This window comes from Pseudotabrizicola sp. (genome assembly GCF_030656345.1).
Classification (GTDB): Bacteria; Pseudomonadota; Alphaproteobacteria; order Rhodobacterales; family Rhodobacteraceae; genus Pseudotabrizicola.
On sequence record NZ_JAUSNR010000006.1, the window covers coordinates 24,213 to 43,927 of the forward strand.

At 66.0% G+C, this 19,715-nt stretch carries 21 protein-coding genes and 1 tRNA gene; 12 read left to right on the forward strand and 10 right to left on the reverse strand.

Annotated features, from left to right (window positions below):
• Positions 1-150: 150 nt before the first annotated feature.
• The 6 genes from Q7J44_RS02065 (at position 151) to Q7J44_RS02090 (ending at position 6,913) form a co-directional block, all read left to right on the forward strand.
• Positions 151-756: a TetR family transcriptional regulator C-terminal domain-containing protein gene (locus Q7J44_RS02065; RefSeq protein ID WP_304876514.1), complete on the forward strand. Its 606-nt coding sequence runs from the start codon at positions 151-153 to the stop codon at positions 754-756.
• Between the two features lie 168 nt (positions 757-924).
• Entirely contained in the window at positions 925-2,262 is a 1,338-nt protein-coding gene (locus Q7J44_RS02070; protein ID WP_304876516.1) for an XRE family transcriptional regulator, read from the forward strand.
• Positions 2,263-2,352: 90 nt separating this feature from the next.
• A complete protein-coding gene (locus tag Q7J44_RS02075; RefSeq protein ID WP_304876518.1) occupies positions 2,353-2,721 on the forward strand; it encodes a response regulator transcription factor in 369 nt (122 codons plus the stop codon).
• Between the two features lie 4 nt (positions 2,722-2,725).
• On the forward strand, positions 2,726-3,025 hold the full coding sequence (locus tag Q7J44_RS02080) for a hypothetical protein (RefSeq protein ID WP_304876520.1): 300 nt from the start codon (positions 2,726-2,728) through the stop codon (positions 3,023-3,025).
• A gap of 12 nt (positions 3,026-3,037) precedes the next feature.
• The gene (locus Q7J44_RS02085; RefSeq protein WP_304876522.1) at positions 3,038-5,725 is read left to right on the forward strand and encodes an ATP-binding protein; all 2,688 of its coding nucleotides are present in this window, start codon (positions 3,038-3,040) and stop codon (positions 5,723-5,725) included.
• A 63-nt stretch (positions 5,726-5,788) separates the two neighbouring features.
• A complete protein-coding gene (locus Q7J44_RS02090) occupies positions 5,789-6,913 on the forward strand; it encodes a FliM/FliN family flagellar motor switch protein (RefSeq protein WP_304876524.1) in 1,125 nt (374 codons plus the stop codon).
• 122 nt (positions 6,914-7,035) lie between these two features.
• Here Q7J44_RS02090 and Q7J44_RS02095 read toward each other — a convergent pair whose 3' ends face one another.
• From Q7J44_RS02095 to Q7J44_RS02110, 4 genes are read right to left on the reverse strand one after another with little or no spacing between them, the layout of a single operon-like run.
• Positions 7,036-7,461, reverse strand: coding sequence for a protein tyrosine phosphatase family protein (locus Q7J44_RS02095; protein ID WP_304876526.1), 426 nt, complete (start codon positions 7,459-7,461; stop codon positions 7,036-7,038).
• Complete coding sequence (locus Q7J44_RS02100; protein ID WP_304876884.1) at positions 7,443-7,892, reverse strand: DUF6691 family protein; 450 nt, start codon at positions 7,890-7,892, stop codon at positions 7,443-7,445. Before Q7J44_RS02100 ends, Q7J44_RS02095 begins: the two co-directional genes overlap by 19 nt.
• A 4-nt stretch (positions 7,893-7,896) precedes the next feature.
• Positions 7,897-8,322 carry a YeeE/YedE family protein gene (locus Q7J44_RS02105; protein WP_304876886.1) on the reverse strand — a complete coding sequence of 142 codons (426 nt, stop codon included), beginning with the start codon at positions 8,320-8,322 and terminating at the stop codon, positions 7,897-7,899.
• Between the two features lie 27 nt (positions 8,323-8,349).
• Positions 8,350-9,213: an MBL fold metallo-hydrolase gene (locus Q7J44_RS02110; RefSeq protein WP_304876528.1), complete on the reverse strand. Its 864-nt coding sequence runs from the start codon at positions 9,211-9,213 to the stop codon at positions 8,350-8,352.
• Positions 9,214-9,401: 188 nt separating this feature from the next.
• Here Q7J44_RS02110 and Q7J44_RS02115 point away from each other — a divergent pair, with 188 nt between their 5' ends.
• From Q7J44_RS02115 to Q7J44_RS02125, 3 genes are all read left to right on the forward strand, one after another.
• Positions 9,402-9,728, forward strand: a complete 327-nt coding sequence (locus Q7J44_RS02115) for a TraR/DksA C4-type zinc finger protein (RefSeq protein ID WP_304876530.1) — start codon at positions 9,402-9,404, stop codon at positions 9,726-9,728.
• A 29-nt stretch (positions 9,729-9,757) separates the two neighbouring features.
• On the forward strand, positions 9,758-9,982 hold the full coding sequence (locus Q7J44_RS02120; RefSeq protein ID WP_304876532.1) for a hypothetical protein: 225 nt from the start codon (positions 9,758-9,760) through the stop codon (positions 9,980-9,982).
• Between the two features lie 121 nt (positions 9,983-10,103).
• A complete protein-coding gene (locus tag Q7J44_RS02125; RefSeq protein ID WP_304876534.1) occupies positions 10,104-11,903 on the forward strand; it encodes an enoyl-CoA hydratase-related protein in 1,800 nt (599 codons plus the stop codon).
• Here the strand turns inward: Q7J44_RS02125 and Q7J44_RS02130 are convergent.
• Positions 11,890-12,105 carry a hypothetical protein gene (locus Q7J44_RS02130; RefSeq protein ID WP_304876536.1) on the reverse strand — a complete coding sequence of 72 codons (216 nt, stop codon included), beginning with the start codon at positions 12,103-12,105 and terminating at the stop codon, positions 11,890-11,892. The two genes, Q7J44_RS02125 and Q7J44_RS02130, sit on opposite strands and share 14 nt — an antisense overlap.
• Positions 12,106-12,239: 134 nt before the next feature.
• Here Q7J44_RS02130 and Q7J44_RS02135 point away from each other — a divergent pair, with 134 nt between their 5' ends.
• Positions 12,240-12,494: a DUF2312 domain-containing protein gene (locus Q7J44_RS02135; RefSeq protein WP_304876538.1), complete on the forward strand. Its 255-nt coding sequence runs from the start codon at positions 12,240-12,242 to the stop codon at positions 12,492-12,494.
• A 42-nt stretch (positions 12,495-12,536) separates the two neighbouring features.
• Here Q7J44_RS02135 and Q7J44_RS02140 read toward each other — a convergent pair whose 3' ends face one another.
• On the reverse strand, positions 12,537-13,409 hold the full coding sequence (locus Q7J44_RS02140) for a hypothetical protein (RefSeq protein ID WP_304876540.1): 873 nt from the start codon (positions 13,407-13,409) through the stop codon (positions 12,537-12,539).
• A 171-nt stretch (positions 13,410-13,580) separates the two neighbouring features.
• On the opposite strand from Q7J44_RS02140, the gene Q7J44_RS02145 reads away from it, so the two are divergent.
• Both Q7J44_RS02145 and Q7J44_RS02150 read left to right on the forward strand, forming a co-directional pair.
• A complete protein-coding gene (locus Q7J44_RS02145) occupies positions 13,581-15,239 on the forward strand; it encodes an iron ABC transporter permease (protein WP_304876541.1) in 1,659 nt (552 codons plus the stop codon).
• 42 nt (positions 15,240-15,281) lie between these two features.
• Positions 15,282-15,357 (forward strand) — tRNA-Thr (locus tag Q7J44_RS02150).
• Positions 15,358-15,432: 75 nt separating this feature from the next.
• Here Q7J44_RS02150 and Q7J44_RS02155 read toward each other — a convergent pair.
• The 4 genes from Q7J44_RS02155 to Q7J44_RS02170 are packed head-to-tail and all read right to left on the reverse strand — an operon-like array spanning position 15,433 to position 19,691.
• Positions 15,433-16,176, reverse strand: a complete 744-nt coding sequence (locus Q7J44_RS02155) for a FadR/GntR family transcriptional regulator (protein WP_304876543.1) — start codon at positions 16,174-16,176, stop codon at positions 15,433-15,435.
• 1 nt (position 16,177) lies between these two features.
• Positions 16,178-17,155 (reverse strand): galactofuranose ABC transporter, permease protein YjfF, encoded by a 978-nt coding sequence (yjfF, locus tag Q7J44_RS02160; RefSeq protein WP_304876545.1) that lies wholly within the window; start codon positions 17,153-17,155, stop codon positions 16,178-16,180.
• Positions 17,152-18,168, reverse strand: coding sequence for an ABC transporter permease (locus tag Q7J44_RS02165; RefSeq protein WP_304876547.1), 1,017 nt, complete (start codon positions 18,166-18,168; stop codon positions 17,152-17,154). The genes yjfF and Q7J44_RS02165 overlap by 4 nt, the downstream gene beginning before the upstream one ends.
• On the reverse strand, positions 18,165-19,691 hold the full coding sequence (locus tag Q7J44_RS02170; protein ID WP_304876549.1) for a sugar ABC transporter ATP-binding protein: 1,527 nt from the start codon (positions 19,689-19,691) through the stop codon (positions 18,165-18,167). Before Q7J44_RS02170 ends, Q7J44_RS02165 begins: the two co-directional genes overlap by 4 nt.
• Positions 19,692-19,715 lie beyond the last annotated feature (24 nt).

The window sequence follows — 19,715 nt, forward strand, 5'->3', positions numbered from 1 at the left end:
GGTGGTCATAAGTTGCTATCAGCATCGCACGGCCAGTCAAGTCCACGCCCGGATCGGCACGATCCCGGCACAGCCCGCCGCCGTTCTGCCAATTGCCAGAGGGCGCGTTCTGCGCCACGATGGATGTCCGGCCTCAGGATTGACGACACAATGCCCAGACCCAAGACCCGTATTCAGCTGCGCAATTCTGAAACCATTCTTGAGGCGGCGCTTGATGTGTTTTCATCGCAGGGGTTCCGGGGGGCAACGCTGGACCAGATCGCCGAGGTGGCGGGGCTGTCGAAGCCCAATCTGCTGTATTACTTCCCGTCGAAAGAGGCGATCCACCAGACCCTGCTGACCCGGCTGCTGCACACCTGGCTTGATCCCTTGCGCGAGATGGATGCAACCGGCGACCCGGTGGCTGAGGTCATGGGCTATATGCGCCGCAAGCTGGAGCTGAGCCGGAATTACCCGCGAGAAAGCCGGTTGTTCGCGATTGAAATCCTGCAAGGTGCCCCGCGTATGCGGGAGGCGATCGAGGGCGAGCTGACGGCACTGGTGGCCGAAAAGGCGGTGGTGTTGCGGCAATGGATGGATGAGGGGCGCATTGCCCGGCTGGACCCGGTGCATCTGGTGTTCTCGATCTGGGCGCTGACCCAGCATTACGCCGATTTCGACGTGCAGGTCCGCACCGTGCTGGGCGAAGGCCATGACCCCTATGCCGAGGCGGGGGCGTTTCTGGAAACGCTGTATACGCGGCTGCTGGCACCCTAGGCGCAGGGCCGGTTTTCCGGGTATGGCGCGCGTCTGGTTCAGGTATGGCGCACGTATGGCTTGGGTATGGCACCTTGTGCAGGCTTGCAGGTGAGGCGGGAGGCTGGCGCGCGGCGCGGGGGCGGGCGAATTAACAAGCGATTGTAAACTTCACTGGCGGCTGTAAAGATGGCGCTTTCCAGCCAGTGGACCGCCATGCCCAACAGTCAGCCCCCCCCCGCCAGCCTGACCGGCAGCCTGATCCGCGAACGGCGCCTCGCGCTGGGGTTGCGGCAGGGCGATGTGGCGCAGGCGGCGGGGATCTCGGCCAGCTATCTGAACCTGATCGAACACAACCGCCGCCGCGTGGGCACCGAGGTGCTGGCGCGGCTGGCGTCGGTGCTGGGCACCGAAACCGCGATCCTGTCCGAAGGGGCGGGGGGCGCGTTGATCGATGATCTGCGCGCCGCTGCCGCCACCACCCCGATGGTGCAGCCGGAACTGGACCGGATCGAGGATTTTGCCGGGCGCTTTCCCGGCTGGGCGGCGGTGCTGGCCGCACAACACCACCGGGCGGCACAGCTGGAACGCGCGGTCGGCGCGCTGAATGACCGGCTGACCCATGATCCGCATCTGTCGGCGTCGTTGCATGAGGTGCTGTCGGCGCTGGCCTCTGTCCGGTCGACCGCTGCCATTCTGGCCGATACCGATGATATCGACCCCGAATGGCGCACAAGGTTTCACCGCAACCTGCATCAGGACAGCGAACGGCTGGCCACCGGGGCCGAAGCGCTGGTGGCCTATCTCGACGGGCCGGATACGGCGGTGGATGCCGGTCTGGCCGCCCCGCAGGAAGAGGTGGAAACCTGGCTGGCCGCGCGCGGCTGGCACATGACGGAACTGGCGCAGCCTGACGGGGCGGACAGGCTGCTGGAGGAGGTGGGCGGGCTGGCGTCTGCCGCCGCGCGCTCGCTGGGGGCAGCGTTCCTGCGGCAGGCCGAGGCGGATTTCCGGCTGTTGCCGGATGCGATGTTGCAGGCGGCACTGGAGGGCGGCGAGGATGACCCCTGCCTGCTGGCGCAGCGCAGCGGCTTGCCCGTGCTGGCGGTGATGCGGCGGATGGCGCTGCTGCCGGGGTCGCAGGCGGGGCTGGTGATCTGCGATGCGTCGGGCACCTTGCTGTTCCGCAAGCCGGTGGATGGCTTTGCCCTGCCGCGCTTTGGCGCGGCCTGTCCGCTGTGGCCGCTGTTTGCCGCGCTTGCCCGCCCGATGCTGCCGCTGGCGGCGCAGGTCGAACCCGCCGGGCGCAGCCTGCGGCAGTTCCGCACCCTGTCGATCTGCGAAGCGCGGCTGCCACAGGGCTTTGCCGGGCCGGTATTGCGTGAAGCGGCGATGCTGATCCTGCCCGATGAGGCACCGCGTGCCGCTGACCCGGTGCTGGCGATTGGCAGCTCGTGCCGGATCTGCCCGCGCGCGCGCTGTCCGGCCCGGCGGGAGCCGTCGGTGATGGCAGACGCGACCGGGTGAGGGGTTGCAATAGGTCTTTGACATAGCCGCCCATTCGCCGGATAGTTTCACAGGACCCGGTTTCAGGCCGGAGGGGGGATAAAAGACCATATGACGGCGCGTGTGCTGCTCATCGAGGATGAGCCGAACATCACCGAGGCTATCCGGTTCATCCTGTCGCGCGACGGGTGTGAAGTGACGGCGCTTGCCGACGGGGTGGGCGCGGTTGCCGCCGTGCGGGCAGAGATGCCCGATCTGGTGATCCTGGATCTGATGCTGCCGGGTGTCAGCGGGCTGGAGATCCTGGCGCAACTGCGCGCCGACCCGGCCACGAAAGGACTGCCGGTGATGATGCTGACCGCCAAGGGGCAGGGCCGCGACCGCGAGGCGGCTGAACGCGCCGGGGCCAGCCATTTCATGACCAAGCCGTTTTCCAATGATGACATGCGCGCCGCCGTGCGTGCGCTGACCGGGGGCTGAGCCTGTGGCCCCGCCCCCCCGCACCCCACCGCTGTTTCTGCGCCGGGCCAGCTACCGCCAACGCAGGCGGCGCGATGCGGCGCGGCTGTTGCCGGTGATCGGCGTGTTTCTGATGCTGCTGCCGGTGCTCTGGGCCCCGCAGGACACGTTCCGGCGCGACACCGCGCCGGACGGGATTTATCTGTTCGTGGTCTGGGCGGTGCTGATCGCGCTTGCGATGCTGATCTCGCGCAGCCTGAACACCGCTGATGACGGCGATGATCTGGGCGCGTCTGATGATCCGGTGCCGGGTCCGGGCCGGTAGGGGCGCACCGCAATGCCCTTCAACATTCTGGTCCTGTCCTGTCTGGCCTATGTGATCTTTCTGTTTGGCGTCGCCTGGGCGGCGGAGCGGCGGGCAGACCGGGGGCGTTTGGGCTGGCTGCAATCGCCGCTGATCTACACGCTGTCGCTGTCGATCTACTGCACGGCCTGGACGTTTTACGGGGCTGTCGGCTATGCGGCGCGGTCGGGACTGGAGTTCCTGACCATCTATCTGGGGCCGACGATTGTGTTCATCGGCTGGTGGTGGGTCTTGCGCAAGCTGGTGCGGATCGGGCGGCAGCAGCGGGTGACCTCGATTGCCGACCTTATCTCCAGCCGGTTTGGCAAGTCGAACCTGCTGGGCGTGATCGTGACGGTGATCGCGGTGGTGGCGGCCACGCCCTATATCGCGCTGCAATTGCAATCGGTCACCCTGTCGTTCAGCGTCTTTGCCAGCCCTACGGATGACGGCTTTGCCCCACCGGGAACCGAGGCGACGGCGGTCTGGGTGGCGGCGGGGCTGGCGCTGTTCACCATTCTGTTCGGCACCCGCAATCTGGATGCGAAAGAGCAGCACCACGGCATCGTCACCGCCATCGCGGTCGAGGCGGTGGTCAAGCTGATCGCCCTGATCGCGGTGGGGGTGTTTGTGGTCTGGGGCATGGCCGACGGCCCGGCCGACATGATCGCCCGGATTGATGCGTCAGAAATCTCCGACTGGAACCTGCAGCCGGGCCGCTGGGCCGGGCTGTTGTTCGCGGCGGGCGCAGCGGTGATCTGCCTGCCGCGGATGTTTCAGGTGATGGTGGTTGAAAACGCCGACGAGCGGCATCTGGCCACCGCGTCCTGGGCGTTTCCGCTGTATCTGTTCGCGATGAGCCTGTTCATCGTGCCGATTGCGGTGATGGGGCTGGAACGCCTGCCTTCAGGCGCCAACCCCGACATGTTCGTGCTGACCCTGCCTTTGGCCGAAGGGCAGGGGGCGCTTGCGATGCTGGCGTTTCTGGGAGGGTTTTCCTCGGCCACGTCGATGGTGATCGTCGAGTCGATTGCGCTGGCGACCATGGTGTCGAACCATATCGTCATGCCGGTCTGGCTGCGGCTGCGGCCTGCAAAGGCCGTATCGGGCGATGTGCGCAGGCTGGTGCTGCTGTCGCGGCGGATTTCCATCGGGGTCGTGCTGGGGTTGGGCTATGCCTATTACCGGATGTCGGGCGGGTCGACGGCGCTGGCGGCCATCGGGCTGATCGCGTTTGTGGGTGTCGCGCAGTTCCTGCCGGCGATGGTGTTTGGCATCTTCTGGCGCGGGGCCACGCGGATTGGTGCTGCGCTGGGCATGACGGTGGGCTTTGTGGTCTGGGCCTATACGCTGTTCCTGCCGTCATTCGGCCCCGACGCGGTGATCCCGGCCATGGTGTTCATCGACGGGCCGTTCGGCATCGACTGGCTGCGCCCGCGCGCGCTGTTCGGGGTCGCCACGATGGACCCGCTGCTGCATGCGCTGTTCTGGTCGATGACACTAAACACTGCGGCCTTTCTGGCCGGATCGCTGTTCACCTTTCCCGGCCCGGTGGAGCGGATGCAGGGCGCGGCCTTTGTGCGGGTGTTCGACACCACATCGGGCAGCCCGCGCGGCTGGGAACGGGGGCTGGCCGAGCCCGAAGACCTGCTGGTGATGTCGCAGCGCATCATGGGGGATGACGACGCGCTGTCGTTCTTTGAGGCCGAGGCGAAGGGGCAGGGCAAGGCCGGATATCTGCCCGACCCCACGCCGGATTTCATGGCGCGGCTGGAACGGCGGCTTGCGGGGTCGGTGGGGGCGGCGACCGCCCACGCGATGATGAGCCAGCTTGCCGGACGCGCCACGGTGACGGTTGAAGACCTGATGGCGGTGGCCAGCGAGTCGGCGCAGATCATGGAATATTCGGCCCGGCTGGAAAGCCAGCAGGAAGAGGTGACGCGCACCGCACGCGCGCTGCGCGAGGCCAATGAAAAGCTGATGCAGCTGTCGATCCAGAAGGATGCGTTCCTATCCCAGATCAGCCATGAGCTGCGCACGCCGATGACCAGCATCCGCGCGTTTTCCGAGATTCTGACCGAAGGCGATCTGCCCGCCGAACAGGTGGCGCATTATGGCCGCATCATCCATGACGAGGCCAAGCGCCTGACCCGGCTGCTGGATGATCTGCTGGATCTGTCGGTGCTGGAAAACGGCACGGTGCAGCTGAATCTGGGGCTGGCGAACCTGAGCCAGATGATCGACCGCGCCCTTGCCTCGGCCAGCCACACCAAGCCCGAGCGCAGCTTTGTCATTCACCGCGATCTGCCGATGGAGAATATCTTCATCCGCACCGATGCCGACCGGCTGGTGCAGGTGTTCATCAACCTGATCTCGAACGCGCGCAAATATTGCGATGCGACGGCACCCGAGCTGCGGATTTCGGTGCGGCAGCGGGGCGGGCGGGTGACGGTGGATTTTGCCGACAACGGGTCCGGCATCCCCAAGGCCAGTCAGGCGCTGGTGTTCGAGAAATTCGCCCGCCTGACCGACCAGACCCGCGCCGGGGGGGCGGGGCTTGGTCTTGCGATCTGCCGTGAGGTGATGGCCAATCTGGGCGGCACCATCACCTATCTGCCGGGGCAGGGCGGGGCGGCGTTTCGCGTGGCCGTCCCGCTGCGGCTGGAGCGGAAGGCGGATTAGAGCCTGTCGCGTTGAGTGAATGTGAGACGCCCATCAAACGCGACATGCTTTAAACCGGCCTGCGTGAACCCTTTGGTAACGCCGCTGCGCGAGACTGGCGCAAAGCGGATAAGGATCGGGGTCGCCGTGGCGGGTGAGGTGTTGCGCAGAAAACTAAAGGCCAAACAGCAGGCCGCGGCCGAAGGCGGGCCGGGGGCTGACCGGGCATGGCGCATCAGCTTTGCCCGCGCCGCCCGCGATATGATGGACCTGCCGGTCGATTTCGTCAGCCTGTCGACCGACCGGCTGTCACTGGCCGAACTGCTTGACGTGCCGCCGGAACGGGCGCTGATCCTGATGCTGGAAGGGCCGGAAGAGGGCTTGGGCCTGCTGATCCTGTCGCCGGACCTGCTGTCGGCGCTGATTGAAGCGTTGACGATCGGCAAATGTGGCACGCAAACCCCCGATCCGCGCAAACCCACCCGCACCGATGCCGCAATGCTGTCGCCCATGGCAGATCTGGCGCTGTCGCATCTGGAAGAGGCGCTTGCCGAAGACAGTGATCTGGTCTGGGCCAGCGGTTTTCGCTTTGCCAGCTTTATCGAAGAGGCGCGGCCGCTGGGGCTGCTGCTGGAAGATGTGACCTACCGCGTGCTGACCGCCCGGTTGTCGGTGTTCTTTGGCGCCCGTGTGGGCGATATGTGGCTGGTGCTGCCCGCCGCCGGGCGCGGCCGCAAGCCGCGGCTGGCGGCCAATGCCGTGCCATCCTCGGTGTCGCGCCCGGCGTTTTCTGCGGCCCTTGCCAGCCGGGTGGATGCGGCCTCTTGCCAGATCGAGGCGGTTCTGACCCGGCTGTCGATGCCCTTGTCCGAGGTGATGGGCCTGTCCGCCGATATGGTGCTGCCCCTGCCCACGGCCGCGCTGGACCGGATCTGCCTTGACGGGCTGGACGGTCGCCACGTGGGAGAGGGCAGGCTGGGCCAGCATCGCGGTATGCGCGCGCTGCGCCTGACCGCAGAGATCGGGGCATCGGATGCGCCGGTTGCAGGGATGGGTGCAGCGGATGCGGGGCGCACGGCTGCGATGGATGCGGGCGGGATGGAGGATCTGCCGTCGGAAACCGCCGCCGCCTGGGGCGACCCGGCCCCGATGCCAGAGGCCCCGCTGGATTTTGACTTCGGCGGCTTTTCCGCCACGGGAACGGACTGAGGTTGAGTGTGGGCAAAGGGTTTGTCTGCATCCACGCGGCGGCGGTTGCGGGCGCAAACGCCGCGGGTGGACAAAGGGCCGTCACCCGCCGCAGGTGACTGGCCCCGGCTTTCCGGCCCGCCTCAGCCCTTTGCCAAAGCCTCGATCTGCGGGCGCAGACCTTCGAGGTTGTAGCCAAAGCGCGCCGGGATGCCGATCAGCTCTTCCGCCGGCATGTCGCCCGCCTTTGCCAATGCCCAGCAGATTGACGATCGGTTGCCGCTGGCGCAATAGGCCAGCACCGGGCCGGTCGCGGTTGCCATCGCCTCGGCCTGTGCGGTGACATTGGCCATGGTCAGCGCGCCGCCGATCACCGGGTTCACCACATAGTCCAGCCCCGCCGCCGCGGCCGCCGCCTGCATCGCCGTGGCGTGGTGCGACGCCGGGATCTCGGCATCGGGGCGGTTGTTGATCACCCGGGTATAACCGGCGGCCTTGATCGCCGCAAAATCCTGCGGATCGATCTGGGGGGCGACGGCGTAGTCGGGGGTCAGCGGGCGGATGTCCATGGGGTCTCTCCTTTGGAAGTCAGGGCGCGGCGCAGCGCGGGCGTGACGACCATAGCCGCGACCATGGCAACAAGAAAGACCAGACCAGAGCTGCCGTTCACGAATGTCATCGCCAGTGCCGGGCCGGGGCACAGGCCCACCAGCCCCCAGCCCGCGCCGAACAGCACCGAGCCAAGGATCAGGTCGCGGTCCAGCTTTTGTGGCGGCTTCGCAGGAATGGGCGTGCCCAGCACGGCGATCTTGCGCCGCTCTGCCACCCGCCAGGCGATGGCCATCGGCAGGATCGCCCCGCCCATAACAAAGGCCAGTGTCGGGTCCCAGTCGCCGAACACATCCAGCCAGCCCTGCACCTTGACGGTATCGACCATGCCAGACACCAGCAGCCCCGCCCCGAACAGCGCCCCGGACAGGGCGGAAAACACCATGCGCATCATGTCAGATCACCCCCAGCCAATGACGGAACACCAGCACGCTCGCCCCGCCCGCCGCGATATACGCGACGGTGGCCGCCATCCCCCGCCACGACAGGCGCGAGATGCCGCAGACCCCGTGCCCCGAGGTGCAGCCATTGGCCAGCCGGGTGCCAAACCCCACCAGCCCCCCTGCGGCGACCAGCAACCAGATATTGCCGGTCAGCCCGGTATCGACCCCGCCGGACAGCGCCACCAGCAGCGGCGGCACCAGCACCAGCCCCAACAGAAAGGCCAGACGCTCGCCCCGGTTGCTGCGGCCCGACCCGTCGACCAGACCGCCGATGATGCCCGACGCCCCCATGATCCGCCCGTTCATCAGCAAAAACAGCGCCCCGGCACCGCCAATCATCAGGCCGCCGATCAGCCCCCGGACCCAGTCATCTTCCATCATTCGGTATTTCCTGTGGTTCAGATATCAAAGCCGGTTGACCGGCACTTTCAGATAGGAGGTGCCGTTGTCATCGGGTTCGGGCATCTGGCCTGCACGCATGTTCACCTGCAGCGACGGGATGATCAGCCGGGGCATTGCCAGCGTGGCATCGCGGCCTTGGCGCATCGCGACAAATTCCTCGCGGCTTTTGCCCGCGCCCACATGCACATTCAGCGCCTTTTGCGCGCCGACGGTGGTTTCCCAGGCAAAGTCGTCGCGGCCCGGGGCCTTGTAGTCGTGGCCGACAAAGATCCGCGTCTTGTCCGGCAGGGCCATGATCTTTTGCACGGAATCGAACAGCACTTCCGCAGAACCGCCCGGGAAATCGCAGCGCGCGGTGCCGAAATCGGGCATGAACAGCGTGTCGCCGACAAAGGCCGCATCGCCGATCACATAGGTCAGGCAGGCCGGGGTATGGCCGGGCGTGTGCAGCACGTCGCCGCGCAAGCCGCCGATGTGAAAGCTGTCGCCTTCGCGGAACAGCTGGTCGAACTGCGACCCGTCGCGCTGGAACCTTGTGCCTTCGTTGAAGATCTTGCCAAAGGTGTCCTGCACCACGGTGATCTGGTTGCCGATCCCGATCTTGCCGCCCAGCCGTTCCTGAATATAGGGCGCGGCGGACAGGTGGTCGGCATGGACATGGGTTTCCAATATCCATTGCAGATCAAGACCCTTGTCCTGAATGAAGGCGATGACTTGATCGGCCGAGCGGGTGTCGGTGTGGCCCGAGGCATAGTCGAAATCGAGCACCGAGTCGATCACGGCGCAGGCGCTGCCTTCCGCTTCGGTCACCACATAGGTCACCGTATTGGTCGCTTCGTCAAAGAACCCTTGAACTGTGGCTTGCATGGTCGTCCCTCCGTCCGTTGCGTCTGGGGTGATGTAGAGTGCTGGGCATCATATTGCAAGAATGGAATGTGTTTTTCCGACCCGCAGGCATCTTGGCCCGGCCCTGTCCGGTCGCCATTCGCTTGACCTGAATCAAGGCGTTTCGCCCGGCCTGACGCTACACTGTGACAGAACAGGGAGAGGATATCATGGGTAAATCGCTGCAAGACCGCAGAACGGAACTGCTTGAGCGTATGGCCATTCTGGCCGTCCGGATGGAAGAGATCGGGACAGAATTGGAAAGCCACAACAACCCGGACTGGTCTGACCTTGCGACCGAGCGCGAGGCGGATGAGGTTCTGGAAGGCATCGGCCTGTCGGCGCAGGCCGAGATCCGGGCGATAGAGGCCGCCTTGCAACGGGTTGGCGGCGGCAAATATGGCACCTGCACCCGCTGCGGGGCCGACATCGGCGAGGACCGGCTTGATCTCTTGCCCTTCACGCCATTCTGCCGCGACTGCGCCGCACATGTGTGACGACAGGGGACTGAAAACAGGGGGCAGCAATGGCTGACATGACAGATATCGCAACGCGGTGCAGCGGCGAAGACAGCTTTGGCGGGCGGCACCACAGCGGGCGGGCCCCGACGTTGCAGGGCCTGCTGAACGAGATGAAGGCGCTGGGCGCTGTTCTGCCCGGGCATTGCGTGGCAGCGGAAGGGGCCAGTCACGCGCCGGACCGGGGCACTGCGGCCGGATCTGGCCGGTGGCCGGACAGATACAAAGGCTGATCCGCGCACTCCACATTGATCTTTGCGTTCCTCTTTGCGTTAATCATTGTTAACGAGCTGGGAACAAAGCCTTGACCCGCTGCGGCGGAGCAAGGCACGGTAAAGGCCGGGGGTGGGGATCATGGACGGGCCATTGGGACAGTGCGTAGAGGTGACCGCCCTTGGCGGGGTGGCAGAGGTGACCCTGTTGCGCCCGCCCGGCGGCGGCTGGCTGGATGCGGCACAGCGCGCCGAGTTGCTGTCGGCGATCACGGCGGCCGGTACAGAGCCAAAGGCGATCCTGCTGCGCGCCGCAGACCGGATGTTTGCGTCACACGCCGATGCGGGGCCCGATCTGCCCGACCCGGATGATGCGGCCCAGCCGTCACTGGCCAGCCTGTGCCTGGCGATCGAGACCAGCCCGGTGCCGGTTGTGGTGTTTCTCGAAGGTCTGGTCAGCGGGGCTGCGGCGGAAATTGCGCTGGCGGCACAGATGCGGCTGGCAACGCCTGCCGCCCGGCTGGCCTTTCCGGCGGCGCGGCTGGGGCGGATTTCGGGTGCAGGCGGCACCCAGCGGCTGCCGCGCCTGATCGGTGCCGATTATGCCCTGCGTCTGCTGATCAGCGGCAAGCCGGTCGCAGCCCCCGAGGCGCTGATCATCGGGCTGGTCGATCAGGTGATCGAAGACGCCGCGCCCGATGACGCCTTGGCCCGGGCCAAGGCGCTGGCATTGACCCCGCCCGCGCGCCCGCAGCCCGAAGGCAGTGCCTTTCTGGCGGCAGTCAAGAAGGCGCGGGCGGCGGCGGCACCGGGCAGTCTGGCGATGGCGCTTGCCGACTGCGCCGAAGCGGCGCTGCTGTTGCCGGATGAACAGGGCTATGCCTTTGAAGCCGCCCTCGCGCAGGAGCGCGATGCCCTGCCGCAGACTGCCGCTCTGGCGCATCTGCTGCGGGCCGAGCGTCTGGCCTCAGGGGCACCTGAGCCGCTGCGCGATGTGACGACAGACCCGGTCCAGCGCCCGGCGCTGGTGGGCGCGTCGCCGCAACTTTCGGCGCTGGCGCTGATGATGCTGGCGCGTGGTCTGCCGGTGACAGTGCTGGAACCCGACCGCGAAAAACTGGTGCCGATGCTGCAGACCATCGCCTCGCGGCAAGAGGCGGCGGTGCAGGCGGGCACCCTGTCGGCGGCGCAACGCGATGCAGACTGGGCCCGCCTGCGCCCGGTGGCCGATGTGTCGGGGCTGGAGCAGGCCGATCTGGTGGTGATCGCCGCCGAGACGCCGGTGCCAGCCTTGCGCAGACAGGTGCCGGTGCTGGTGATGGGGCGGGGCGATCTGCCGGACGGGGCGTTCCGTCTGGTGCTGTCGGGGCGGGTGGCCGAACTTTGCCTGCCGGTCAGCTGCCCGGCGGAACCGGCGGCCAAAGCGATGGCCTTTCTGCGCCGGATCGGCCAGACCGTGGTGCTGACCGGGCCGCAATCGCCGATGGGCATTGCGGGGCGGCTGGCGGGGGCCAGCGGTGCCGCCCTGCGCGCGCTGATGACATCGGGCGTGCTGCCAGAGGCGATCTATGCCGCGCTGACCGACTTTGGCATGGTCTCGCCTGCGCTGCCGAAGGTCGCCGCTGATGCCGCCCCCCGCGCGATGCCAGGCGATGAGATCATCAACCGCTGGCTGGGCGCGCTTGCCAATGAAGGCGTGCGGGTGGTCGCCTCGGGGTTGGCGATGACGGCGTCGGATGTGGATCTTGTGGCGGTGCATGGCCTTGGCCTGCCCGCCGATTGCGGCGGCCCGCTGCATCATGCGGAACAGCGCGGGCTGATGATATTGCGCCGTGACCTGCGGATCTGGGGGGCAGAGGCGGACGTCTGGGTGCCGGTGCCCGCACTCGATACGCTGGTCTCGGCCGGGCGCGGGTTTCAGGGCAGTGTCAGGACAGGATGACGCCCGCGATCACCACGATCAGCCCAAGGCCAGACACCGCCAGTGCCGCCAGATTAAGGATCACCGCGCGCTGAAGCTGCGCCTTGATCTCGTCCTCCGGCAGGCCGGATTTGCGGGCGCGCATCGCCAGAATGATGCACCAGAACAGCGCCGATACGCCGATCATGGTCAAAACGGCGCCTCCCCAGATCAGCATCTCCATTCGTCGGCATCCTTTGGCTGTCACTGCGGCAATGATGGGGGCCGCCTAGCCCAGCTTTGGCTGCTGCGCAAGCCTTGAACCCGTAGGGTGGCCACGGTAGGGAAGGGGTCAAACCAGCGGAGCACGAGGCCCAGATGAGCGAACCCATAGACAATTATTCCGTGACAGCGGACGAGCTGCGCCAGTTCATTGAACGCGCCGAGCAGCTGGCATCGGAAAAGAAGGACATCGCCGAACAGGAAAAGGAACTGTTCGCCGAGGCCAAGGGCCGGGGCTATGACACCAAGGTCATGCGCAAGGTCATCGCCCTGCGCAAGCGCAAGCCTGATGAGATTGCCGAAGAAGAGGCGGTGCTGGAAATGTACAAAACCGCACTGGGCATGGCCTGACACCACAATGCGAAACGGGCGCATCCGCGCCCGTTTCCCGCCTCAGGCGGAAATAAACGTCACCCCCGGCATCGCCCGGATGCGGGCCACATCCTGATAATAGGCCTCTGTCAAGCGGGCGACCGTGGCTTCGGTCCAGCCCGGCAGATCCACCTCCATCTCGACCCGGTCGGGCAGGGCGAACTTGTCCAGAAACGCCGATACGATCCGGCGGCGCTGCACCGCCGTATGCGCCGGATGGGTCTCCATATAGGCGTTCATACGCGCCAGCCCTTCGGGCGACATGATCGTGCCAAGCAGTTCGGCCGCGTCGGTCAGCACGGTGCCTTCGGAATGGCCGGACACCGCCTGCAGCACCTCGGGCCAGATCAGCGGCGTGTCCTCATCACACCAGACGGTAAACGGCACACCGGGATTGGCGTTCAGCATATCGCCGATCACGTCAGACCAGTGAATATCGGCCGGGTCGATGTCGGCCATGAACTGCTCAAAGCTCTTGTCGCGCTGTTTGGCAAACAGATCGGGCAGAAAGGTCGCCGGGTTGCGGATGGCCAGATGGAATTCGGCCTCGATCTCGGGGAAGATCTGGGTAAAGGCGCTGACCCGTTCCGCCGCCGCCGGGTAGAGCCGGTTTTTCAGCACCCATTGCGGAAACGACAGAAAATTCTCCCATGACAGGATCAGCCGTTCGGCGCGGTCTTCATCCATGATCTGTTCCAGCACCAGCGCCTGCGTGTCGCGGCTGGCGGGCTGGCCCTTCAGCGTCAGCGCGGTGTCACGCAGCAAGGTGCGATAGCGCGCGGGGCCGGGCACCACGATGCCCTGTTCGCCCAAGACCTGACGATTTTTCAGAAGACACCGCACCAGACGCTCTTCATCGGTGCAATGGGCGCCAAGGTGATAGACGATACGCATACAGCTGTTGACCTGTGCCGGTTCTTGATTGACCCCGACTATAGGCGCAATCGGGGCGCAGCACAGGGGGCACGGCAGAAGAAATGCCGAACAGAGTCCTGCGCGCCACGCCCGGACGGCCCCGCCCGATCTGGACAGGGCGGGGCCGCGGGTGCTATCGGGGTGCGCAGGATGACCCAGCAAAACACTCAAGTTCCGCACCCCGCCCGATGGCTGCCGCGCCCCGACCTGTGGTCGGTGGGGGCATTCGCCATTGCCGTCGTGGTGCTGGCACCGATGGCCTCGGTATTGTGGATCGCCTTTCACCCGACTGAAAATATCTGGCCGCATCTGCTGGCCACGGTGCTGCCGCGCTATCTGTCCAACACGCTGATCCTTATGCTGGGGGTGGCGGTGCTGACGGCGGCGGTGGGCACCGGGGCGGCCTGGCTGACCACGATGTACCGCTTTCCGGGCCGGGGCTGGCTCGATTACGTGCTGCTGTTTCCGCTGGCGATCCCGGCCTATGTCGGGGCCTATGCACTGGTGGATTTCCTGCAATATGCGGGGCCGGTGCAGACCAGCCTGCGCGGGCTGATGGGGTATGAGTCGGCGCGCGACTACTGGTTCCCGCAGGTGCGGTCGCGCGGAATGGCGGTGATTGTGCTGTCGGCGGCGCTGTATCCGTATGTCTACCTGCTGGCCCGCGCCGCGTTCCGCGAACAGTCGGGCGGGTCGTATGAGGTGGCGCGCGCGCTTGGCTGCGGCCCGTGGCGGCTGTTCGCCCGCGTCGGCCTGCCGCTGGCCCGGCCCGCGATTGCGACAGGGGTGGCACTGGCGCTGATGGAGACGGTGGCCGATTATGGCACGGTGCAGCACTTCGGAGTGCAGACCCTGACCACCGGCATCTTTTCAACCTGGCTGAACGGCAACAATGCCGGGGGTGCTGCGCAGATTGCCGGGGTGGTGCTGACCTTGATTTTCGTGCTGCTGGGGCTGGAGCGTATCAGCCGCCGGGGCGCGCGCTTTCACCGCGTGGGCCGCTCGGCCCGCCCGGTAGAGCCTGCAACCTTGCCCCGCGCCAGCGGCTGGCTGGCATGCGCGCTGTGCATGGTGCCGGTCAGCGTCGGCTTTATCCTGCCGGTCGCGGTCATGGGCTGGCACGCCCTGCGCCGCCCCGAGGTCTGGCTGTCGCCCGGGCTGGCGCGGGCCTTTGGCAACACGCTGGTCACCGGCGGGCTGGCCGCTTGCCTGACGGTGGGGGCAGCGATCTTTCTGGTCTACGGGCTGCGGATGATCAACCGTTCTGCGGCGCGCTGGATATTGCCTGTCACCACGCTGGGCTATGCGGCCCCCGGCGCGGTGCTGGCGGTGGGCATCCTGATCCCGTTGGCGGCGCTAGATCACAAGCTGGCCGATGCGGTGCTGGCGGTGAGCGGCTGGGACCCGGGCCTGATGCTGACCGGCACGGCGGCGGCGCTGGTGCTGGCCTATGCGGTGCGGTTCTTTGGCGTGGCGCAGGGCGCGGTGGATGCGGCCTTTGGCCGGATCTCGCCCTCGCTGCCGATGGCCGCGCGGTCCCTTGGGCGCTCGCCCGGCGGGGCGCTGCGGGCGGTGCACCTGCCGCTGATGCGCGGGTCGGTTGCGACTGCGCTGCTGGTGGTCTTCGTCGATTGCGTCAAGGAACTGCCCGCGACCTTGCTGCTGCGCCCGTTCAACTACAACACGCTGGCGACGCGGGTGTTTGAACTGGCCAGTCTGGAACGCCTGGAAGAAGCCGCCCCCGCCGCGCTGGTGGTCATGACCGTCGGCCTGCTCGCCGTGGCCCTTATGGCCAGAACCCATCGCTGAGGGGCTTGCACCCGCGCGCCTGCGCGGTTATTTCAGGGACATGCCTCTATAGCTCAGCTGGTAGAGCACCTGATTTGTAATCAGGGGGTCGCGGGTTCAAATCCTGCTGGGGGCACCATTTTCCATTTCAGAATCAACGATCTGCTGCACGGTTTTCCGTGCTTTCCTGAATGATCCTGCGCCGCGGCACCAGTCAGCCCGCCGCCGACGGCACTGTCCAGACGTGATCCTGCGACAGGATATCCCCCATCGCCCGTGCCGCGAGGCTTGCGTCGCCTGCGGTGATTCCGTCGGCCAGGGCCTTGTAGTGCGACGCCTTTTCCGCAGCGAAATCCGACACACCTGCGCGCATCCGGGCGAGGGTGGTTTGCACCACGCCGAATTCCACCAGACCGGAGGTGGCGCGCAGGAACGGGTTCTGGCTGGCTTCGCACAGGGTGCGGTGGAACTCGAACTCGGCCAGGGCGAAGGGTTCGGCGAATGTGGTCATCGCGGCGCGCTGGTTCAGCCAGTAGTGCAGCATCCGCACCTGTTCGGCGGTGCGGCGGCTGGCGGCGAGGGTGGCGGTCTGCATCTCGATGCTGTCGCGCAGCTCGGTAAAGCTGGCCAGAAAGGCGGCGTCCGGGCCGGCGTCCTGTATCCACCCCAGAACCGAGCGGTCAAACAGGTTCCAGCGGCTGCGCGGCAGCACGCGGGTGCCGACCTTGGCCCGCGCCTCGACCAGCCCCTTGGCCTCCAGCGTTTTCAGGGCCTCGCGCAGCACGGTGCGCGACACGCCGTAGCTGTCCATCATCTCGGCGTCATTGGGCAGGATGGTGCCCACCGCAAAACGCCCCGATGCGATGCCCAGACCCACCTCGGCAATCACATAGGAATGGTAATTCCGCGCCGTCTGCCGCCCGGAGAGTGCGCGCACAAGGCTCCCCGGTTCGCTCATGTCAGGATTTCCTAAACGCCTTTTTTCGGGGGGCAGATGCCGAGAACACCAGCCTTTGCAACAGAATGAACAGAAAGAGAAGCCCGCCGATGACGATTTTGGTCCACCAGCTGGACAGGGTGCCGTCAAACACGATGTAGGTCTGCACCAGCCCCTGCAGCATCACCCCGATGAAGGTGCCGGCGACAAAGCCATACCCCCCGGTCAGCAGCGTGCCGCCGATCACCACGGCGGCGATGGCGTCGAGTTCGACCCCAAGCGCTGACAGGGAATACCCCGCCGAGGTATACAGCGAAAATACGATGCCCGCGATCCCGGCAAGGGTGGAGGACAGGGTGTAGACCAGAATGGTGGTGCGCGCGACCGGCACCCCCATCAGCGCGGCAGAGGTTTCATTGCCGCCAAGCGCATAGACATAAGACCCGAACCGCGTGCGGTGCGCCAGAATGATGCCAAAAACGAACACCGCCAGCATGATCATGCCAATCACCGTCAGCCGCCCGCCACCGGGCAGCAGGATATAGCTGCGCGAGATGGCGGTATAAACCTCATGCTTGATGCCGATACTGTCGGGCGACAGCACCGAAGCCCCGCCGCGCGCCAGAAACATCCCCGCCAGCGTGACGATGAAGGACGGCACCTTGAGGTAATGAATTGCCGCCCCCATCACCGCGCCAAACCCCGCTGACACCGCCAGCGTGATGGCAAAGGCGGCAAAGGGGTGCAGCCCGGCCCACATGATCAGCGTGGCGATCAGCACGGTGGAAAACCCGATCACAGCGCCGACCGACAGATCAATCCCGCCCGAGATGATCACGAAGGTCATCCCCACCGCCGCAATGCCCAGAAAGGCGTTGTCGGTCAGGAAGTTGCCCAGCACGCGGGTCGACAACATCGACGGGTATTGCAGCACGGCCGCCAGATAGGCGAGCAGGAAGATCACGGTCGTGGCCAGCAAAGGCCGCAGCGCGCGGTTCATTTGGCGCTCCTTTTCGGCGGCGGGGTCAGGGGGGTAAAGCGTCGGCTGATCCATTGCCCGGCCTGCGGCGATTGCAGCACAAGGATCAGGATGATCACCGCCGATTTGACGACCAGATTGAACTGCGGCGAGAAGCCTGAAATCAGGATGCCGGTGTTCATCGCCTGAATGATCAGCGCGCCGACGACTGACATCGGGATCGAGAACCGCCCGCCTAGCAGCGATGTGCCACCCAGAACCACGGCCAGAATGGCATCCAGCTCCAGCCACAGGCCCGCGTTGTTGGCATCCGCCCCGCGAATGTCACCCGCCACCACCAGCCCGGCGATGGCGGCGCAGAACCCGGCAAAGCTGTAGACCAGCAGCAAGAGCAACCGGCTGGAAATCCCGGCAAAACGCGCGGCAGAGCGGTTGACCCCCACCGCCTCGATCAGCAGGCCAAGGGCGGTGCGGCGCACGGCCAGTGTGGTGACGATCATCAGGACCAGCGCAATGATTACCGGCATTGGCAGACCCAACAGCGATCCGGTGCCGATATAGCTGAGCAGCGGGTCCGAGAAGGTGACGATCGAACCTTCGGTGATCAGCTGCGCCAAACCCCGCCCGGCCACCATCAGCACCAGCGTGGCGATGATCGGCTGAATGTCGAGATAGGTCACCAGAACCCCGTTCCAGAACCCGCAGACAAGGCCAGCCAGCAATGCGACCGGAATCGCAATCGTGGCGGGCGTGCCGGTCGAGACCATCACGGCGGCCACAGCCCCCGAAATCGCCATCACCGCGCCGACCGACAGGTCAACCCCCTTGGTCGCGATCACTGCCGTGACGCCAATGGCCAGAATGGCCACCGGGGCACCGCGGTTCAGCACGTCGATCAGGCTGCCGAAGAACCTTCCATCCTGCCATGTCACGGTAAAGAACCCCGGAAACAGCAGCCAGTTGATGAACAATACGGCGGCAAGCGCTGCAAATTGCGGGCGCAGCAGCGCCGATTTCAGGGCCTGCCGTTTCATGTCACGGGCTCCGTTGTCAGGGTGTTATCGGCGATGGCGGCGACGATGACCGCAGGGGTGATATCGGCACCATGCAGTTCGGCGACCATCTGCCGGTCGCGCATCACCACCACTCGGTTGGAATAGGCCACCACCTCGTCGAGTTCTGATGAGATCACCAGCAGCGCCAGCCCCTCTTCGCGCAAGCGGTTGATGGTGCGCACAATTTCCGCATGGGCGCCGACGTCGATGCCGCGTGTGGGTTCGTCCAGGATCAGGAATGTCGGGTCATTGGCCAGCCAGCGGGCCAGGATGACCTTTTGCTGATTGCCGCCCGACAGCAGTTTCACCGGCATGTCATGGTTGGCGGCGCGGATATCCAGATCATCGGCATAGCGTCCGGCGATTTCATCCTGCTCATCACGCTGCAGGGCGCGGAACCAGCCCAGCTTGGCCTGCAGCGCGATGATGATGTTCTCGCGCACCGACAGCTCGCCGAAAATGCCGTCCAGCTTGCGGTCTTCGGGGCAAAAGCCAAAGCCTGCCGCCACCGCCTGCGCCGGGTTGCGGATGCGCACGGGTTTGCCGTCTACTTCGGTTGTGCCTTCATCAGCGGTGTCTACCCCAAACATCAGTCGCGCCATTTCGGTGCGGCCAGACCCCAGCAGCCCCGCCACGCCCACCACTTCGCCCGCATGCAGCGACAGGGTGAAGGGGGCGACACGACCTGCGCGGCCAAGCCCGGTAAAGGTCACCTTGACCGGGCCCTTCGCCGCCTCATCCGCCGGGGGGGCGGCGTGGGCATAGGCCAGATCCTTGCCCAGCATCATCCGCACCACTTCGGTGGCGGTAACCTGCGAAAGATCGCGGGTGCCGATCAGCTGGCCGTTGCGCAGGATGGTCACGCGGTCAGACACCGCAAAGACCTGATCCAGAAAATGGGTGATGAAGATGATGCCAAGGCCGCGCGCCTTGAGCTTGGCCACCACCTCGAACAGCTTGTCCACCTCGTTGCGGTCAAGGCTGGCGGTGGGTTCGTCCAGCACCAGCACCTTGCCCGACAGTTCGACCGCGCGGGCGATGGCCACGATCTGCTGCACGGCAACCGAAAAGCTGCCCAGCTCGGCCCGCACGTCGATATCCAGCCCGTAAGTCGCCATCAGCGCAGTGGCCTGCGCGGCAATACTGCGGCGCTGCACAAGGCCAAAGCGCGTGGGCTGGCGGCCCAGAAACAGGTTTTCCGCCACCGAACGATTGGGCAGCAGGTTCACCTCCTGATACACGGTTCCAATGCCGGACCCTTGCGCATTCAGCGGATCGGTGAAGCGCACGGCTGCGCCTTCCAGCAGGATTTCCCCGCCGTCGGGCTGATAGGCCCCGGTCAGGATCTTGATCAGCGTGGATTTTCCGGCACCGTTCTCGCCCAGCAGGGCGTGCACTTCGCCCGCGCGCACCGCGAAATCCACCCCCTCCAGCGCCCTGTGCTGGCCGAATATCTTGACGATCCCGCGTGCCTCCAGCACCGGATTTGCCGCATCGGCCATATCCTGCCCCCCGTATTGCCTGCC